This window comes from Streptomyces sp. NPDC088400 (genome assembly GCF_044753355.1).
In the GTDB taxonomy this organism is placed as follows: Bacteria; Actinomycetota; Actinomycetes; order Streptomycetales; family Streptomycetaceae; genus Streptomyces.
Genome location: NZ_JBIVMZ010000016.1, coordinates 176,756 through 195,810, shown reverse-complemented (window position 1 = coordinate 195,810; position 19,055 = coordinate 176,756). Strand labels below are relative to the sequence as shown.

The window sequence follows — 19,055 nt, the reverse complement described above, 5'->3', positions numbered from 1 at the left end:
CCGGTGCCGTGGGCGGCTGGTGGTCGTCCGCGGCGGGCGGGTGTGTCCTCGTTCGGGGTCAGCGGCACGAACGCGCACGTGATCCTGGAGGAGGCCCCTGCGGCAGAGGTGCCCACGGCCGAGGCCGAGCCTCCGGCACCGTTGGGTGAGGGACTTGTGCCGTGGGCGTTGTCGGGGCACGGGGACGAGGGGATTCGCGGTCAGGCGGCGCAGTTGGCGAGCTTTGTGCGGGCTCGGCGGGCTGCGGGTGAGGTCGACGGCCAATGGCTCGCGGGTGTGGCAGCGGGGTTGGCCGGACGGGCCGGTCTGGAGCAGCGGGCCGTGGTGACCGGCGGGGATGTTGCCGCACTGCTGTCCGGCCTGGACGCGGTGGCGGCCGGCGAGCCGTCCGAGGGAGTGGTCACCGACGCCACGGCGCCCGGTTCGGAAGTCGTATTCGTCTTCCCTGGTCAGGGTGGTCAGTGGGTGGGGATGGGTCGTGAGCTTCTGGGTTCGTGGCCGGTGTTCGCCGAGCGGATGGCTGTGTGTGAGCGGGCTCTGGATCCGTTTGTGGACTGGTCGTTGCGTGAGGTTTTGACGGGCGGGGAGCGGGACTGGCTGGGCCGGGTGGATGTGGTGCAGCCGGTGTTGTGGGCGGTGATGGTCTCGCTGGCGGAGGCGTGGCGTGCGGCAGGGGTTGAGCCCGATGCTGTCGTGGGGCACTCGCAGGGCGAGATCGCGGCTGCGGTGGTTGCGGGCCGGTTGAGTGTGGAGGACGGCGCCCGGGTTGTGGCGCTGCGTTCGCGGGCGCTGCGGGAGTTGGCCGGGCGTGGGGCGATGGCGTCGGTCGCGTTGGATCCGGGGGAGGCGGAGGCGTATCTGCCGTCTTCGGTGTCGGTGGCGGCGGTGAACGCGCCGGGGCAGATCGTGGTGAGCGGCCCGCCGGATGAAGTGGCCGCGCTGTGTGCGCGGTTGGACGAGCAGGGGATACGTGCGCGTCGTATCGAGGTGGACTACGCGTCCCATCACGCGCAGGTGGAGGAGATCGCGGACGACCTGCGGGCGGGGCTGGAGGGGTTGTCCTCGCGCGGCAGCGACGTGGCGATGTGGTCCACGGTGACCGGCGAGCTGGTTGCCGATGGGGAGCTGGACGCGGGGTACTGGTACCGGAACCTGCGACAGCCGGTGCTCTTCGAGACCGCGGTTCGCGCCGCGTATGCCCGCGGCCATGGTCCGTTCGTCGAGCTGGGCCCCCACCCGGTGCTCGGGCTCGCGCTGTCGACCGTGCTGGCCGACGGAGAGGGGCGGGTGCTGCATACGCTGCGTCGCGACCGGCCTGAGGTGGCTCAGCTGCTGAGCAGTCTGGGTGCTGCCTGGGCGGCTGGTCTGCCGGTGGTCTGGCGGGGGTTGCTGCCCGCCGTGGAGCCGGTGGCGTTGCCCACGTACGCCTTCCAGCGGCAGCGTTATTGGATGGACGCGCCTCCGGCGGTGGCGCTGACCGGCGCCTCCGGGACCGACGCGTGGCGTTACGGTGTGGGCTGGACGCCGCTGGCCGCCCAGCATGCGGGTGAACTGCCCCGGAAGTGGCTTGTGCTGTGCCATGACGAGGCCGAAGTCGGCGACGTACGGCAGGCGTTGGAGCAGGCTGGTGCCCAGGTCGGGGTGCGGGTGCTGCCGGCAGGTCGCGACGTCGATCGTGCCGGTGTCGCGGAACTGCTCAAGGACGCTGAGCACATCGCGTATCTGCCGACCGGGTCCGATCGTGCTCCTGCGGACGAGGACGGGACGGGTCTGTCGGGTCAACTGGCCGTCGTGCTGGCGGTGGTGCAGGCCGTTGTGGAGCGGGAGGGTGCCCGGTTGTGGGTGCTTACCCGTGGTGCGGTGTCCGTGCCGGGGAACGGCTCGGCCCCTGATCCGGTGCTGGCGGCGGTGTGGGGTCTCGGCAGGGTGTTCGGTCTTGAACATCCGGATCATTACGGCGGTTTGGTGGATCTGCCGCGTGCTTGGCGGTCGGGTTCGGGTGATCGGTTGGTCGCGGCGTTGGCGCAGCCGGTGGAGGATCAGTTGGCGGTCGGGCCGGATGGTGTGTTCGTGCGCCGGTTGCGGCGTGCTCCGGTGCGGTCCGGTGATGGTGAGCGGTGGCGGCCGAGCGGGACTGTGCTGGTGACCGGTGGTACTGGTGGGCTGGGTTCGCATCTCGCGCGGTGGCTGGCGCGGAACGGGGCTGAGCATGTGGTTCTGGTCAGCCGGTCCGGGGTGGAGGCTCCGGGTGCGGTCGAGTTGGCCGAGGAGTTGCGTGCGGGCGGTACCCCGACCACGGTCAAGGCCTGCGACATCACCGATGCCGGGCAGTTGGCGGAAGTCCTGGGAGATACCGGGCACCCGCCGATCACCACCGTCATCCACGCCGCCGCGACGATCGAACTGGCCTGGTTGCGCGACGCCACGCCGGAACATCTGAGCACCGTCCTGGACGCCAAGTGCGAGGGCGCCGCTCACCTCGCCGAGCTGCTCGGCACGCACCACCCCGATGTCCGGCTGGTGCTGTTCTCCTCCATCGCCGGAATCTGGGGCAGTGGGGTGCACGGCGCGTACGCCGCCGCGAACGCGTATCTCGACGCGCTGGCCGAGAGCCGGGCCGCCTCGCAGCCGATCACGTCTGTGGCATGGGGAATCTGGGACACCGAGCTCGCCCTCGGACGCGTCGACCCCGACCAGATGTACCGCCAGGGGCTGCCGTTCCTCGACCGTGACCGGGCGCTGGACGCGCTCGCCCAGGTTCTCGCCGGCGGGGAGACGGTCCTGGCGGTCGCCGAGGTCGACTGGCCCACGTTCGTCCCCGTCTTCACCGCGGCGAGGCCACGGCCCCTGCTCTCCGAGCTGCCCGACGTACGAGCTCTCGAGCCCGCCGAACAGGACTCCACGGCCCCGGCCGAGTCCTCCTCGGCACTGGTGGACAGGCTGGCCACAGCAACCGAGGCCGAACGGGACGCCGCACTGTTGGAGACGGTTCGGGCCGAGGCCGCGTCCGTGCTCGGTCACACCGGGATGGACGCCGTCGCCCCCCACCGCGCGCTCCGCGACGTCGGGTTCGACTCGCTGGCCGCTGTCGACCTCCGTAACCGGCTCAACGCCGCCCTCGGGGTTCGGCTGCCCGCGACGCTGGTCTTCGACTACCCCACGCCCAGTGCTCTGGCCGCCTTCCTGAAGACCGAGGTGTGGGGCGGCCGTCCGGCCACCGCGACCGCCCCCCGGACAGTGGCGTTCAGTGGCGAGCCCGTCGCCATCGTCGGCATGAGCTGCCGCCTCCCCGGCGGTGTGCACTCTGCCGAGGACCTCTGGGACCTCCTCTCCGCACGGGGCGAAACCGTCTCGGGCTTCCCCACGGACCGCGGGTGGGACGAAGGTTTGCTCCACCACCCGGACCGTGAACGCTCGGACAGCGTGCACACCCGAGGCGGAGGCTTCCTGCACGACGCCGCCCTCTTCGATCCGGAGTTCTTCGGCATCAGTCCCCGTGAGGCCCGCGCGATGGACCCGCAGCAGCGGCTGCTCCTTGAGACCGCGTGGGAGGCCTTCGAGCGTGCCGGGATCGACCCGGAGTCGCTGGCGGGAACCCCGACGGGCGTCTTCGTCGGCTCCAACTATCAGGACTACGGCGCGGGCCTGGCAGCCACCCCCGAAGGTTCCGAGGGGCATCTGCTCACCGGTGGCGCGTCCAGCGTGTTGTCCGGGCGCATCGCGTACACCTTCGGCCTGGAGGGGCCGGCGGTCACGGTCGACACGGCGTGCTCGTCGTCGCTGGTCGGTGTGCACCTGGCCACCCAGGCGCTGCGGCTGGGGGAGTGCTCGCTGGCGCTCGCCGGAGGCGTCGCCATCATGGGGTCGCCGGGAGCACTGGTCGCGTTCAGTAAACAAGGCGCGCTGTCGCCGGACGGCCAGTGCCGGTCCTTCTCCGCCGAAGCGGACGGCATGGGCATGGCCGAGGGCGTCGGTCTGCTGCTGCTGGAGCGGCTGTCGGACGCGGTGGCGAACGGTCACCAGGTGCTGGCCGTGGTGCGTGGATCGGCGGTGAACCAGGACGGCGCGTCGAACGGTCTGACCGCGCCGAACGGCCCCTCCCAACAGCGGGTGATCCGGCAAGCCCTGGCGAACGCGCAGGTGGACGCCGGTGAGGTCGATGCCGTGGAGGCACACGGCACGGGCACCAAGCTCGGTGACCCGATCGAGGCGCAGGCGCTGCTGGCGACGTACGGCCAGGACCGGCCGGAGGACCGTCCGCTGTGGCTGGGATCGGTGAAGTCGAACATCGGCCACACGCAGGCCGCCTCCGGAGTGGCCGGTGTGATCAAGATGGTGATGGCGATGCGGCACCACCGTCTCCCGGCCACGCTGCACGCCGACACACCGTCGCCGCACGTGGACTGGGCGACCGGTGACGTACGGCTGCTGACGGAGCCGGTGCCGTGGCAGGCCGGCGGTCGTCCGCGCCGGGCGGGTGTGTCCTCGTTCGGGGTGAGTGGCACCAACGTCCACGTGATCCTGGAGGAGGCGCCCGCGGGCGAGGCGGCTGCGAGTGAGGCAGAGACGCCCACGCCGTTGGGTGATGAGGGCCTGGTGCCATGGGTGGTGTCGGGGCGTGGTGAAGCGGGTCTGCGCGGTCAGGCGGCGCGGTTGGCGAGTTTTGTGCGAGCCCAGCAGGCAGAGGGTGTGGCTGACCGGCCGTGGTTGTCGGGTGTGGCTGCGGGGTTGGCCGGACGGGCCGCCTTGGAGCAGCGGGCTGTGGTGACCGGCACGGATGTGGATGAACTGCTGGCCGGTCTGGATGAGTTGGTTGCTGGTGGGCGGTCGCCGTCGGCTCGGGCGGACTCCGGTGTGGTGTTCGTCTTCCCTGGTCAGGGTGGTCAGTGGGTCGGAATGGGGCGTGAACTCCTGCTCTCCTGGCCGGTGTTCGCTGAGCGGATGGCTGTGTGTGAGCGGGCTCTGGATCCGTTTGTGGACTGGTCGTTGCGTGAGGTTTTGACGGGCGGGGAGCGGGACTGGCTGGGCCGGGTGGATGTGGTTCAGCCGGTGTTGTGGGCGGTGATGGTCTCGCTGGCGGAGGCGTGGCGTGCGGCGGGGGTTGAGCCCGATGCTGTCGTGGGGCACTCGCAGGGTGAGATCGCGGCTGCGGTGGTCGCGGGCCGGCTGAGTGTCGAGGACGGCGCCCGTGTGGTCGCCCTCCGCTCGCAGGCGCTGCGGGACTTGGCCGGGCGCGGGACCATGGCCTCGATCGCGTTGGACCCGGAGGAGGCGGAGGCATATCTGCCGCCGTCGGTGACGGTGGCGGCGGTGAACGCGCCCGGGCAGATCGTGGTGAGCGGCCCGCCCGAGGCCATTGCCGGGTTGTGCGCGCGGCTGGAGGAAGCTGGAGTGCGCGCCCGGCGGATCGAGGTGGATTACGCCTCCCATCACGCGCAGGTGGAGGAGATCGCGGAGGAGCTGCGGGCGGGGCTGGAGGGGTTGTCCTCGCGCGGCAGCGACGTGGCGATGTGGTCGACGGTGACCGGTGAGCTGGTTGCCGATGAGGAGCTGGATGCCGGGTATTGGTACCGGAACCTGCGACAGCCGGTGCTCTTCGAGACCGCGGTCCGGGCCGCGCAGGCCCGCGGCCATGGTCGGTTCATCGAGGTCGGTCCCCACCCGGTGCTCGGGCTCGCACTGTCGACCGTACTCGGCGACGGTGACGACGACGGTAAGGGGCGGGTGCTGCATACCCTGCGCCGCGACCGTCCCGAGACCGCGGAGCTGCTCACCAGCCTGGGTGCGGCCTGGGCGGCCGGCCTGCCGGTGGCCTGGCGCGAGCTGCTGCCCGCCGCGGAGCCGGTGGGGCTGCCTACGTACGCCTTCCAGCGTCAGCGCTACTGGCTGGACGCGCCCGCCGCCACGGCGAACGGTGCGCAGCCGGTCGGGGCCTCCGCGAGTGACGCGTGGCGCTACCGCGTGGGCTGGACACCGCTGGCCGCCCAGCACGCGGGTGAGCTGCCCCGGAAGTGGCTTGTGCTGTGCCATGCCGAGGCCGAAGTCGTCGATGTACGGCAGGCGTTGGAGCAGGCCGGTGCCGAGGTCGAGGTGCGGGTGCTGCCTGCCGACCCTGACGTCGACCGCACTGGTGTCGCGGAGCTGCTGACGGGCGTCGAGCACATCGCCTATCTGCCGGCCGGGTTCGACCGGAGCCATCCGGACCACCCGGGCCTGCCCGTCGCGCTGGCGTCCGTACTGGCGGTCATGCAGGCCGCCGTGGAGCGGGAGGAAGCGCGGCTGTGGGTTCTGACCCGTGGCGCTGTCAACGCGCCCGGGACCGACCGGGCCCCCGACCCGACGTCGGCGGCGGTGTGGGGTCTGGGCCGGGTCTTCGGCCTCGAACACCCCGACCACTACGGCGGTCTGATCGACCTGCCCGCCGCCTGGCAGCCCGGTACCGGCGGCCAGTTGGCCGCCGCGCTGGCCGAGCCGGTCGAGGACCAGATCGCCCTTCGTCCGGCCGGTATCTTCGCCCGTCGGCTCCAGCACGCTCCGGCACCCGCGCGCGGCCACCAGGAGTGGAAGCCTCGTGGCACGGCGCTGATCACCGGAGGTACCGGCGCGCTCGGTGCCCATCTGGCCCGGTGGCTGGCCCGGAACGGCGCCGAGCAGCTCATTCTGGTCAGCCGTACCGGGCCGGACGCGCCCGGCGCGGGCGACCTGGCGCGCGAGCTGACGAGCCGGGGTACCCCCACCGTCGTCGTCGCGTGTGACATCGCCGACCCTCAGCAGGTGGCCGGTCTGTTCGGCGGCGGCGATCACCCGCCGATCACCACCGTCATCCACGCCGCCGGTGTACCGCAGCGCACCACGCTGCGGGAGTCGGACCCCGCCACGTTCGCGGAGTTGCTGCGGGCGAAGGTGACCGGCACACAGAACCTCCTCGCGGCCCTCGACGACCACCCGGTCGACGACCTGGTGCTGTTCTCCTCCAACTCGGGTGTGTGGGGCAGCGGACTGCACGGTGCCTACGCCGCAGCCAACGCCTACCTCGACGCGGTGGCGGAGCAGCTGCGCGGTCGGGGCCGCCGGGCGATCTCGATCGCCTGGGGTCTCTGGGGCGGCGGGGGCATGGCGGAGGGAGACGGTGACGAGTACCTGTCGCGCGTGGGCATCCGCCCGATGGCGCCCGACCTCGCCGTTGCGGCGCTGCACGAGGCGCTCACCCTCGGCGAGACGTTCGTGGCCGTGGCCGACGTGGACTGGGAACGGTTCGTTCCCACCTACACCGTGGCCCGGCGCCGTCCGCTCATCGAGGACCTGCCCGAGGTCCGGCGACTGGTCAGGGCCACGGACACGGCGGACGCCGACGCGTCCGACGACGACACTCGGTCGCTGCGGGGCCGCCTTGCCGGGCTGAACGCCGACGACCAGTACGCCGAGCTGCTGGCGATCGTGCGGCAGGAGGCTGCGACGGTCCTCGAACTCCGGGATTTCCAGGCGGTGGCGGAGCAGCGTGCCTTCCGCGAGCTCGGGTTCGACTCGGTGATGGCGGTCGAGATGCGGAACCGGCTGCGGAGGCTGTCCGGCCTGCAACTGCCCGCCACCCTGGTGTTCGATCACCCGACGCCGGGCGCCGTGGTGGCGTACCTGCGCGGAGCGATGTTCCCGGACGGCACCGACGCAGTGGCGTCGCCGCTCGCGCAGATCGAGCGGCTGGAGAACGCGCTGCTGCGGATGCGGCAGCCGGACAGCCGCGAGAAAGCACGCATCACGCTCCGCCTCCAGTCCCTGCTGGAGACGTGGCGTGATGACGGTGACGAGCAGGACCAGCGGGACGCCGGCGGGCAACCGTTCGAATCCGCGACCCCCGACGAAGTATTCGACTTCATCGACAAGGAGCTGGGTCAGCGCTGACCGCGACCAGCCCCCGTTCGATTCCGGCGATGGAGAGTGTGATGACGGACCAGGACAAGTTGTTCGAATACCTCAAGCGGGTAACCGGTGAGCTGAAGCAGACGCGGGAACGACTCCTGCGGTACGAGTCGGGCGAGCACGAGCCGATCGCCATCGTGGGGATGAGCTGCCGGCTTCCGGGCGGGGTGCGCAGCCCCGAGGACCTGTGGAACCTGGTGGCGAACGGAACGGACGCCATCACGGCGTTTCCGCCGGACCGTGGCTGGGCGATCGACGAGCTGTACGACCCGGTGCCCGGCCGGCCGGGCAAGACGTACGCCCGCGAGGGCGGCTTCGTCGAGGACGTAGCCGACTTCGACGCCGAGCTGTTCGGGATCAGCCCGCGCGAGGCGCTGAGCATGGACCCGCAGCAGCGACTGCTTCTCGAGACGTCGTGGGAGCTGTTCGAACGCGCGGGCCTGGACCTCACCGCCCTCCGGTCCAGCTCCACCGGCGTCTTCGTGGGCGCGGGCTTCCAGGGCTACGGCAGCCACGCGGACGCCTCCGACGGCTACTTCCTGACCAGCTCCACAGGGAGTGTGGTGTCGGGGCGGTTGGCGTATGTGTTCGGTCTTGAGGGTCCGGCGGTGACGGTGGACACGGCGTGTTCGTCGTCGCTGGTGGCGATGCATTTGGCGGCGCAGGCGCTGCGGGCCGGTGAGTGTTCGTTGGCGCTGGCCGGTGGCGTGACGGTGATGTCGACGCCGGGCGCCTTCGTGGAGTTCAGCCGTCAGCGCGGGATGGCAGCCGACGGGCGGTGCAAGCCGTTCGCGGCTGCGGCGGACGGTACCGGCTGGGGCGAGGGGGTGGGTCTGCTGCTGCTGGAGCGGCTGTCGGATGCCCGTCGCCATGGCCATCGGGTGTTGGCCGTGGTGCGTGGATCGGCGGTGAACCAGGACGGCGCGTCGAACGGCCTGACGGCGCCGAACGGCCCCGCCCAACAGCGCGTGATCCAGCAGGCATTGGCGAGTGCCGGTCTTGGCGCGGACCAGGTAGATGTGGTGGAGGCGCACGGCACCGGTACGACGCTGGGTGATCCGATCGAGGCGCAGGCGCTGCTTGCGACGTACGGCCAAGACCGGTCGCAGGAGCGGCCGTTGTGGCTCGGCTCGGTGAAGTCGAACATCGGTCATACGCAGGCGGCTGCGGGTGTGGCGGGTGTGATCAAGATGGTGATGGCGATGCGGCACGGGCAGTTGCCCGAGTCGCTGCATGTGGATGCGCCGTCGCCGCACGTGGACTGGAAGACGGGTGGCGTGCGCCTGCTGACCGAGCCGGCGCTGTGGCCGGCGGGCGGGCGGGTACGGCGGGCGGGGGTGTCCTCGTTCGGTGTGAGCGGCACGAATGCGCACGTGATCCTTGAGGAGCCCCCTGCGGTGGAGGCGCCCGCCGAGGAGCCGGGTGCTGTCTCGCCGGTGGAGGTGCCGGGGCCGGTGCCGTGGGTGGTGTCGGCGCGCGGGGAGGAGGGGCTGCGAGGGCAGGCTGCGCGACTGGCCGAGTTCGTGCGTGGTCGTGAAGACGTGGATGCGGGGGGCGCGGCTGCGGCGTTGATGAACCGCGCGCTGCTGGAGGACCGCGCGGTCGTTGTGGGTGAGGGCGTTGCTGATCTGGTCGCGGGGCTGGATGCGTTGGCTGAGGGCGTTTCGGCCGAGGGTCTGGTGACGGGTTCGCCGGTGGGTGGGAAGACGGCGGTGTTGTTCACCGGTCAGGGTTCCCAGTTCGCTGGTATGGGCGCTGAGCTGTACGAGCGGTTTGAGGCTTTCGCCGGTGTGGTGGATGAAGTGTGTGCGGTGGCGGATGAGTTGTTGCCGGAGGGGTTGCGTCCGGTGTTGTTCGGTGAGGGTGGTCGTGGTGATCTGATCGAGGGGACTGTCTTCGCTCAGGTGGGGTTGGTGGCACTGGAGGTGGGACTGTGGCGGGTCCTGGTCGAGTGTGGTGTGCGGGCGGATGTGCTGGTGGGGCATTCGGTTGGTGAGGTCAGTGCGGCTGTTGCCGCGGGTGTGCTGAGTCTGTCTGATGCGGTGCGGTTGGTGTGTGTTCGTGGCCGGTTGATGGGAGGGATGACCGGTGGGGTGATGGCCTCGGTCGCTGCCCCTGCTGAGGAGATCGAGGAGCGGGTCGGCGGAGTTGCCGGTGTGTGGGTGGCTGCGGTGAACGCGCCGGAGTCGGTGGTGCTGGCCGGTGAGCCGGACGCGGTGCGTGGTGTGGTCGAGAAGCTGGAAGCCGAGGGGGTGCGGACGCGGTGGCTGCCGGTGAGCCACGCCTTCCACACTCCGTTGATGGACCCGATGCTGGAGGAGTTCGCTGCTGCCCTGGCGGATGTGGAGTTCGCGGCACCCCAGATTCCGATCGTCTCGACGGTGTCGGGGGAGTTGGCTGGTGTTGATTTCGGTAGCGCCGCGTACTGGGTGGAGCATGCCCGGCAGCCGGTGCGGTTCTCTGAAGCAGTGGACACGGCGCGGGAGTTGGGGGCCCGCGTCTGGGCCGAGGTCGGTCCGCAGCCCGCGCTTTCCGCCGTGATGGAAGAGCGTGCGGGCGAGGTTGTCGCGAGCTTTATGCGGCGTGACCGGGACCAGGTCACCAGTGTGCTGACCGGTCTGGCCCGGCTGCACGTCCACGGCGTCGAAGTGGACTGGGACCGTTGGGTTCCCCGGACGCGACAGCCGGTGGAGGTGCCGACATACGCCTTCCAGCGACGCCGTTACTGGCTGGAGGCGTCAGTCTCCTCCATATCAGAGCCGAACGTCGACCCCAGTACGGTGGAGTTCTGGGAGGCGGTCGAACGCAACGATCTGGAAGCTCTGGGGCTGGGGGAGGGCACCCCTCCCGGTGCCGTGCTTCCGGCTCTGACGGCGTGGCGCCGCGGTTACCAGGAGCGGCGGGCCCTCGCCGATCTGCGCTATCAGGTCACCTGGAAAGCCGTACCGGAGCCCGCCACCCCCGCCACCCTGACCGGCACCTGGCTCATACTCACCCGGCTCGGCGACGACGCCTCGGAACTGGCGGCCGCGGTCGGCAGGGCCGGCGGGCAGGCTGTCCGGATCATCGTCCCCGTCGACGTCACTCCGGAGGAGTTGTCGCGTCGGCTGACCGAGGCATGCGACGACGTCCCTGCCCCGACCAGGGTTCTTTCCCTGCTCGCTGTGGCGGACGGCGCGGGCGCGGAAGCCTCCCCGGACCGGCTGTCCGGAACGGTGACCGACACCGTCACCCTGCTCCGCGCCCTGGACGACGCCGGTGTCGACGCCGCCGTGTGGTGCGTGACCCGGGGCGCCGTCAGCACGGGTGACGACGATCCGACGGGTGACCCCGCTGCCGCGCTGGTGTGGGGCATGGGCCGGGTGGCCGCCCTGGAACAGCCGGGCCGGTGGGGCGGCCTGATCGACCTTCCGGCGGTGCCGGACGCGAAGACCTACGACCAGGTCTGCCGCGTCGTCACCCGCACCGACCGCGAGGACCAAGTCGCGATCCGTCCTGCCGGGGTGCTCGCGCGCCGGGTACGCAGGGCGGGCGCCGGCGCCGGGACCGCGACGAACTGGCGCCCCCGGGGCACGGCCTTGATCACGGGCGGTACCGGTGCTCTGGGAGGTCATGTCGCGAGGTGGCTGGTGGGGCAGGGCATCGAGCACGTCGTCCTGCTGGGACGCCGTGGCCCCGACGCCCCGCAGGCCGCCGCGCTGCGCGACGAACTCACCGATGCCGGAGCCCGAGTCACCGTCGCCGCCTGCGACGTGGCGGACCGCGAGCAGCTCCACGAGGTGGTTCGCCAGGTCCGGGCCGACGGTGCGGAAATCCGGGTCGTGGTCCACGCTGCCGGTCTGGGCTGGACGGGTGCGCTGTCGGAGGTGCGGCCCGAGGAGTTCCGGCGGACCATGGCGGCGAAGGTGCTCGGCGCGCTCCATCTCGACGCCCTCTTCGGCCCGACCGACCTCGACGCGTTCGTACTCTTCTCCTCTATCGCGGGAATCTGGGGCAGCGGCGGCCAGGGCGCGTACGCGGCGGCGAACGCCTTCCTCGATGCGCTGGCCCACCAGCGCCGCGGCCGCGGGCTGACCGCGACCTCGGTGGCCTGGGGTGCTTGGGCCGGGGACGGCATGGCGGAGGGGGACGCTGCGGTACAGCTCGGCCGCCGTGGCATCACCACGATGCCGGTCGAACGGGCGCTGAGCTCGCTCCGGCAGATCCTCGACCGGGGCGAGACCACGGCCACCGTCGCAGACGTCGACTGGAGCCGCTTCGCCCGGACGTATCTGACGGTCCGCGACAGTCACTTGTTCGACGAGATCGCGGAGGCACGCGAGGCGCAGGCCGTGGAACAGGCCGACGACGAGGCGAGCAACGGCGACTTCCCGCTGGTCGGCCGACTGCGCTTCCTCGACGAGGCCGAACAGCGCCACGAACTGCTCGACGTGATCCGCACCGCGGCGGCCGACGTACTCGGCCATGCCCAGGCGGTGGACATCCACGAGGACCGGGCCTTCCGCGACCTCGGCTGCGACTCGCTGACGGCAGTCGAACTCCGTGACCGCTTGCGCGGCGCAACCGGTCTGGGCCTCCCGGCCTCCCTGCTGTTCGACCGTCCCACCCCACGGGTGCTCGCCGCGCATCTGCGGGAGGAGCTGTTCGGCAGCCACACCGCCGCCGCCTCGGCGCTGCCCGCGCCGGCCGGCGCACCGGTGGACGACGACCCGATCGCCATCGTCGGGATGAGCTGCCGTTTCCCGGGCGAGGTGCGTTCACCGGAGGATCTGTGGCGCCTTGTCGCGTCGGGCCAGGACACCCTCACCGAGTTCCCGACGAACCGGGGCTGGGACCTGTCGGCGCTGTTCGACGAGGACCCGGACCGCCCGGGAACCAGCTACGCCACAACCGGCAGCTTCCTGCACGACGCCGACGAGTTCGACGCCGAGTTCTTCGGGATCAGTCCGCGTGAGGCGCTGGCGATGGACCCGCAGCAGCGGCTGCTGCTGGAGGTGACCTGGGAGGCGCTGGAGCGCGCGCACATCGCTCCGGAGTCGCTGCGCACCAGCCCGACCGGCGTCTTCGTCGGCACGAACGGCCAGGACTACGTCTCCCTGCTGGGTGACGCCGGGCTCGTAGCCGAGGGATATCTGGCGACCGGGAACGCGGCGAGTGTGGTGTCGGGGCGGTTGGCGTATGTGTTCGGTCTTGAGGGTCCGGCGGTGACGGTGGATACGGCGTGTTCGTCGTCGTTGGTGGCGATGCACCTGGCGGCGCAGGCGCTGCGGGCGGGCGAGTGTTCGTTGGCGCTGGCCGGTGGCGTGACGGTGATGTCGACGCCGGGCGCCTTCGTGGAGTTCAGCCGTCAGCGCGGTCTGGCCCCCGATGGCCGCTGCAAGCCGTTCGCGGCTGCTGCGGACGGTACGGGCTGGGGCGAGGGCGTCGGCGTACTGCTGCTGGAGCGGCTGTCGGACGCTCGTCGGAACGGCCATCAGGTGCTCGGGGTGCTTCGGGGCTCGGCCGTCAACCAGGACGGCGCCTCGAATGGCCTGACGGCGCCGAACGGTCCCGCCCAACAGCGGGTGATCCAGCAGGCGTTGGCGAACGCGGGTCTCGGTACTCGTGATGTGGATGTGGTGGAGGCGCACGGCACCGGCACCACACTCGGTGATCCGATCGAGGCGCAGGCGCTGCTTGCGACGTACGGCCAAGGCCGTTCGCAGGATCGGCCGTTGTGGCTCGGCTCGGTGAAGTCGAACATCGGTCATACGCAGGCTGCTGCCGGTGTGGCGGGTGTGATCAAGATGGTGATGGCGATGCGGCACGGGCAGTTGCCCGAGTCGCTGCATGTGGATGCGCCGTCGCCGCATGTCGACTGGTCTGCGGGTGAGGTGCATCTGCTGGCCGAGCCGGTGCCGTGGCCCGAGGGCGGTCGGGTGCGGCGGGCGGGCATCTCCTCGTTCGGGGTCAGCGGCACCAACGCGCACGTGATTCTGGAGGAGCCGCCTGCAGCCGAGCCCCTGGCGGTGTCGGCGGAGGTGCCGGTGGAGGTGCCGGGTCCGGTGCCGTGGGTGGTGTCGGGCCGAGGTGATGCGGGGCTGCGTGGTCAGGCGGCGCAGTTGGCCGACTTCGTACGGGGCCGTGGGGACGTCGATGTCGCGGGCGCGGCTGCGGCGTTGATGAACCGCGCGCTGCTGGAGGACCGCGCGGTCGTTGTGGGGGAGGGCGTTGCTGATCTGGTCGCGGGGCTGGATGCGCTGGCTGAGGGCGTATCCGTTGACGGTTTGGTGATGGGTTCGCCGGTGGGTGGGAAGACGGCGGTGTTGTTCACCGGTCAGGGTTCCCAGTTCGCTGGTATGGGCGGGCAGTTGTATGAGCGGTTTGAGGCTTTTGCCGGTGTGGTGGATGAAGTGTGTGCGGTGGCGGATGAGTTGTTGCCGGAGCCGTTGCGTCCGGTGTTGTTCGGTGGGGGTGGTCGTGGTGATCTGATCGAGGGGACTGTCTTCGCTCAGGTGGGGTTGGTGGCACTGGAGGTGGGACTGTGGCGGGTCCTGGCTGAGAGCGGCCTACGTGCGGATGTGCTGGTGGGGCATTCGGTCGGTGAGGTCAGTGCGGCTGTTGCCGCGGGTGTGCTGAGCCTGTCTGATGCGGTGCGGTTGGTGTGTGTTCGTGGCCGGTTGATGGGAGGGACGACTGGCGGGGTGATGGCCTCGGTTGCTGCCTCTGCTGAGGAGATCGAGGAGCGGGTTGGCGGAGTTGCCGGTGTGTGGGTGGCTGCGGTGAATGCGCCGGAGTCGGTGGTGCTGGCCGGTGAGCCGGATGCCGTGCGCGGTGTGGTGGAGCAGTTGGAATCCGACGGCGTACGCACCCGCTGGCTTCCGGTCGACCACGCCTTCCACACCCCGCTCATGGACCCGATGCTGGAGGAGTTCGCTGCTGCCCTGGCGGATGTGGAGTTCGCGGCACCCCAGATTCCGGTCGTCTCGACGGTGACGGGAGAGTTGGCGGGTGCCGATTTCGGTAGCGCCGCGTACTGGGTGGAGCATGCCCGGCAGCCCGTACGGTTCGCCGACGCGGTGCACACGGCCAGGGAGTTGGGGGCTCGTATCTGGGCCGAGGTCGGTCCGCAGCCCGCGCTTTCCGCCGTGATGGAAGAGCGTGCGGGCGAGGTTGTCGCGAGCTTTATGCGGCGCGACCGGGACCAGGCCACCAGCCTGCTCACTGGCCTGGCCCGGCTGCACGTCCACGGCGTCGAAGTGGACTGGGCCCACTGGGTTCCCCGGACCCGACAGCCGGTTGAGGTCCCGACATATGCCTTCCAGCGACGCCGCTACTGGGCCGGAGGCTTCGCCGGAGCGTCCGCGGGTTCGCTGTCGGGTGTGGGCTTGTCCGGGGCCGGCCATCGTCTCCTGGGCGCACAGGTGTCGCTCGCCGACGGCGGCGCTGTGTTCACGGGCCGGCTGTCGGCGTCCACACAACCCTGGCTGGCCGATCATGCCGTGACCGGCGTGGTCCTGCTGCCGGGGACGGCGTTCGTCGATTTCATGGCGCACGCCGGGCGACAGCTGGGGTGCCGTCAGGTACGGGAGTTGACCCTTCAGGCGCCGCTGGTGCTGCCGGGGGACGGTCCTGGCGTGACGGTCCAGGTCGTGGTCGACGCCCCCGACGAACACGGACAGCGGACCGTTGACATCCACTCCCGGCCTGACACCGAAGCCGGTGAATGGATCCAGCACGCCACCGGTGTCCTCGCCGAGACACCCGATGCCCCCGACACGGCTTGGGCCTGGCCGCCTGCTGGAACCCCGGTCCCGGCGGAGGACATCTACGCAGGGCTGTCGGACGCCGGATTCGACTACGGCCCTGTCTTCCAGGGGCTGAAGCACGTCTGGCAGGACGGCGCGGACGTCTACGCGGAGGTCGTGCTGCCCGACGACTCATCCGGCTTCGCACTGCACCCGGCCCTGCTGGACGCCGCATTTCACGCCTTGGCCGCCACCTCAGGGGCCGGAGAAGCCGACGCCTCGGGCGCCGGAGAAGGCGGACTCCCCTTCGCGTTCACCGGCGTGCGCGTGCACAGGACCGGTGCCTCGACGCTGCGTGTGCGGCTGCGCCGACAGGAGAGCGACGGGGTCGGACTGGAGGCCGTCGACGCTGCCGGAAACCCCGTGGCGTCCATCGACTCGCTGGTGTTCCGGCCGGTCAGCCATGTTGATCTCGCCGAGCCCGGGGCGTCCGACGGGGACGTGTTGCACCTGCGTTGGACGCCGGTCCCAGAAGGGATCCCGGGAGCGACTCCGGCCGACGCGCAGCCAGGCGGACACGTGTGCGCCGTCCCCGACATCGCGGCGGCCTCCGCGGTGGTGCGCGGCGGAACCTCCGAGCCGTACTGGGTGGTACTGCCCTGCCGCGCCCCCGAGGAGGGGTCGGTCCCGGACCGTGCGCGTGCCCTGACCGTTTGGGTGCTGAGCCAGGTGCGAGCCTTCCTCGACGCACCCGAAATGGCCGGGCGGAGACTGGTCGTCCTGACCCGGGGCGCGGTCGCGGCCGACGAGAGCGACCGTGGCGCCGACGTGTCCGCGGCGGGCGTCTGGGGGCTGGTGCGCTCGGCCCAGTCGGAGCACCCGGACCGGCTGGTTCTGCTGGACGTCGACACCGAGGTGGACGACGACGAGTGGCCCGCCCTGCTGTCCGCCGTCTCCGCCGCCCCGCTGCCCCAGCTCGTCCGGCGGAGCGGAACGCTGTCGATGCCGCGCCTGGAAGCGGTCGGTGACGGTGGCGACCTGATCGCGCCCGCCCAGGGCCCGTGGCGCCTGACGGCGAGTTCTGGCGGGACGTCGGCGGACCTGGCCCTGGCGCCGCAGCCGTCGGCCACCGGCGAACCGCTCGGCGATGGCCTGGTCCGGGTTGCGGTGCGCGCGGCCGGGCTCAACTTCCGGGACGTGCTCATCGCGCTCGGCATGTACCCCGGCGCCGCATCGATCGGCGGCGAGGGTGCGGGCGTGGTCACCGAGGTCGGCCCGGGCGTCGCGGGGATGGCGGTCGGGGACCGGGTGATGGGGCTGATGCCCGACTCGTTCGCCGATACCACGATTGTGGACGCCCGTATGGCCGTCCACATGCCCGAGGGTTGGACGTTCCAGGAGGCGGCCTCCGTACCCATCGTCTTCCTGACCGCCCGGTACGCCCTCGGGGATCTCGCCGGTCTTCGTGCGGGTGAGCGGGTGCTGATCCATGCGGGTGCGGGCGGCGTGGGTATGGCGGCGGTCCAACTTGCTCGGCACCTCGGTGCGGAGGTCTTCGCGACGGCGCATCCCTCCAAGTGGGGGGTTTTGCGGGGGCTCGGGCTGGCGGAGGATCACATCGCTTCTTCGCGTGATCTCGGTTTCCGTGGGGCGTTCCTCGGCGTGACCGGTGGTGGCGGGGTCGATGTGGTGCTGAACTCGCTGGCGGGCGAGTTCGTGGATGCCTCGCTCGAACTGCTGCCGGGTGGCGGGCGGTTCATCGAGATGGGCAAGACGGATGTCCGGGAGGCCGCCTCGCTGCCGTCCGGGGTCCGGTACCGCACCTTCGACCTCTCCGAACCGGAACCCGCCCGGATCGGCACGATGCTGAGGGAACTGCTCACGATGTTCCGGGACGGCGCCCTGCGGCTTCTCCCGCTGACCTCGTGGGACGTACGCAGGGCCCCGGCCGCGTTCGGGCACGTACGGATGGCCCGGCACACCGGCAAGGTCGTCCTCAACGTACCCGCGCCGCTCGACCCGGACGGCACCGTCCTGATCACCGGCGGCACCGGAGCGCTGGGTGCGCTGGTCGCCGAGCACTTGGTCACCACGCACGGAGTGCGGCACTTGCTGCTCGTCGGCCGGCGCGGCCCGCGGGCGACGGGGGCCGGTGAACTCGCCGAGCGCCTGCGGCGGTTCGGCGTCGATATCCGCATCGTGTCAGCCGATCTCGCGCGCCGTGACGAGACCGTGGACGTCCTTGCGCAGGTCGGTGCGGACCACCCGCTCACCGGTGTCGTACATGCGGCGGGCATCGCCGACGACGGGGTCATCGGTTCGCTGACGCCCGACCGCGTCGAGCGGGTCATGGCCGCCAAGGCCGACGCGGCCTGGCATCTGCACGAGCTGACCCGGGACGCGGACCTGGCGATGTTCACCCTGTTCTCGTCCGCCTCCGGTGTGCTCGGATCCCCGGGCCAGGCCAACTACGCGGCGGCGAACACCTTCCTGGACGCCCTGGCCGAGCACCGCAGGGCGCAGGGGCTTGCGGCACAGTCGCTGTCCTGGGGACTGTGGGCCCGGCGCAGCGCCATCAGCGGTCACCTCACCGACGCCGACCTGGCCCGGGTGGCCCGGTCCGGGATGGTGCCGCTCGGCGACGAGCACGGGCTGCGTCTCCTTGACGAGGCGCGCGACCGGTGCGGGCGTGCGCACGCCGTACCGGTGCTGCTCACACCGGGGCACCGGCACACCCATCCGCTGCTGGCCCATCTGGGCGGACCCTCCGGCCCGGCGCGTACCGCCGCACGCGGCGGCGGGGCCGGCGCACCGTCCGTACCGCTGGCCGAACGACTCCGTGAGCTGTCGGCGGAGGAGCAGCGGCGGATGCTGCTGACCCTGGTGAGGGAGCAGTCCGCGGCCGCCCTCGGGCACGATTCCCTGGACGCCATCGGTGCCCGGAAGCCGTTCAAGGACCTGGGGTTCGACTCGCTCACCGGCGTCGACGTACGCAACCGGCTCGGCGCCACGACCGGGGCGACGCTGCGCGCCACCGCGGTGTTCGACTTCCCCACGCCCACCGCGCTCGCCGACCACCTGTGGGAACTCCTCCGGCCGGACGACGGCACGGGGGAGCCCCCGATCATCGCCGATCTCGCCCGCCTGGAGGCCGCGCTGACGCAGGCCCCGGACTCCGGTGACCTGCGCGACGCGATCACCGTCCGCCTGGAGGAGATCCTCTGGACCTGGCGGGACAGGACCAAGGGAGGGCCGGTCACCGAGGAGGCCGACGAAGATCCGGCCGCCACCGAGGAAGATCTGGCCGCCGCCACCGACGACGAGATGTTCGCCCTGATCGATGAAGAACTCGGCAGGCAGTGACGTGCGCTTGCGCCTGCCCGCCCGCCTGCCGCACGCAAGGAGTTAGGT

At 71.3% G+C, this 19,055-nt stretch carries 2 protein-coding genes; both read left to right on the top strand.

Annotation, left to right across the window (positions count from 1 at the left end; translation table 11 throughout):
- The first annotated feature begins 3 nt into the window (after positions 1-3).
- A complete protein-coding gene (locus ACIQD6_RS31820) occupies positions 4-7,899 on the top strand; it encodes an SDR family NAD(P)-dependent oxidoreductase (RefSeq protein ID WP_401889292.1) in 7,896 nt (2,631 codons plus the stop codon).
- 41 nt (positions 7,900-7,940) lie between these two features.
- Positions 7,941-19,007 (top strand): type I polyketide synthase, encoded by an 11,067-nt coding sequence (locus ACIQD6_RS31815; protein WP_401889255.1) that lies wholly within the window; start codon positions 7,941-7,943, stop codon positions 19,005-19,007.
- The last annotated feature ends 48 nt before the right edge of the window (positions 19,008-19,055 follow it).

Coding starts and splice junctions, on each gene's coding strand:
- ACIQD6_RS31815 (WP_401889255.1), top strand. CDS start 7,941: ATGACGGACCAGGACAAGTTGTTCGAATACCTCAAGCGGGTAACCGGT.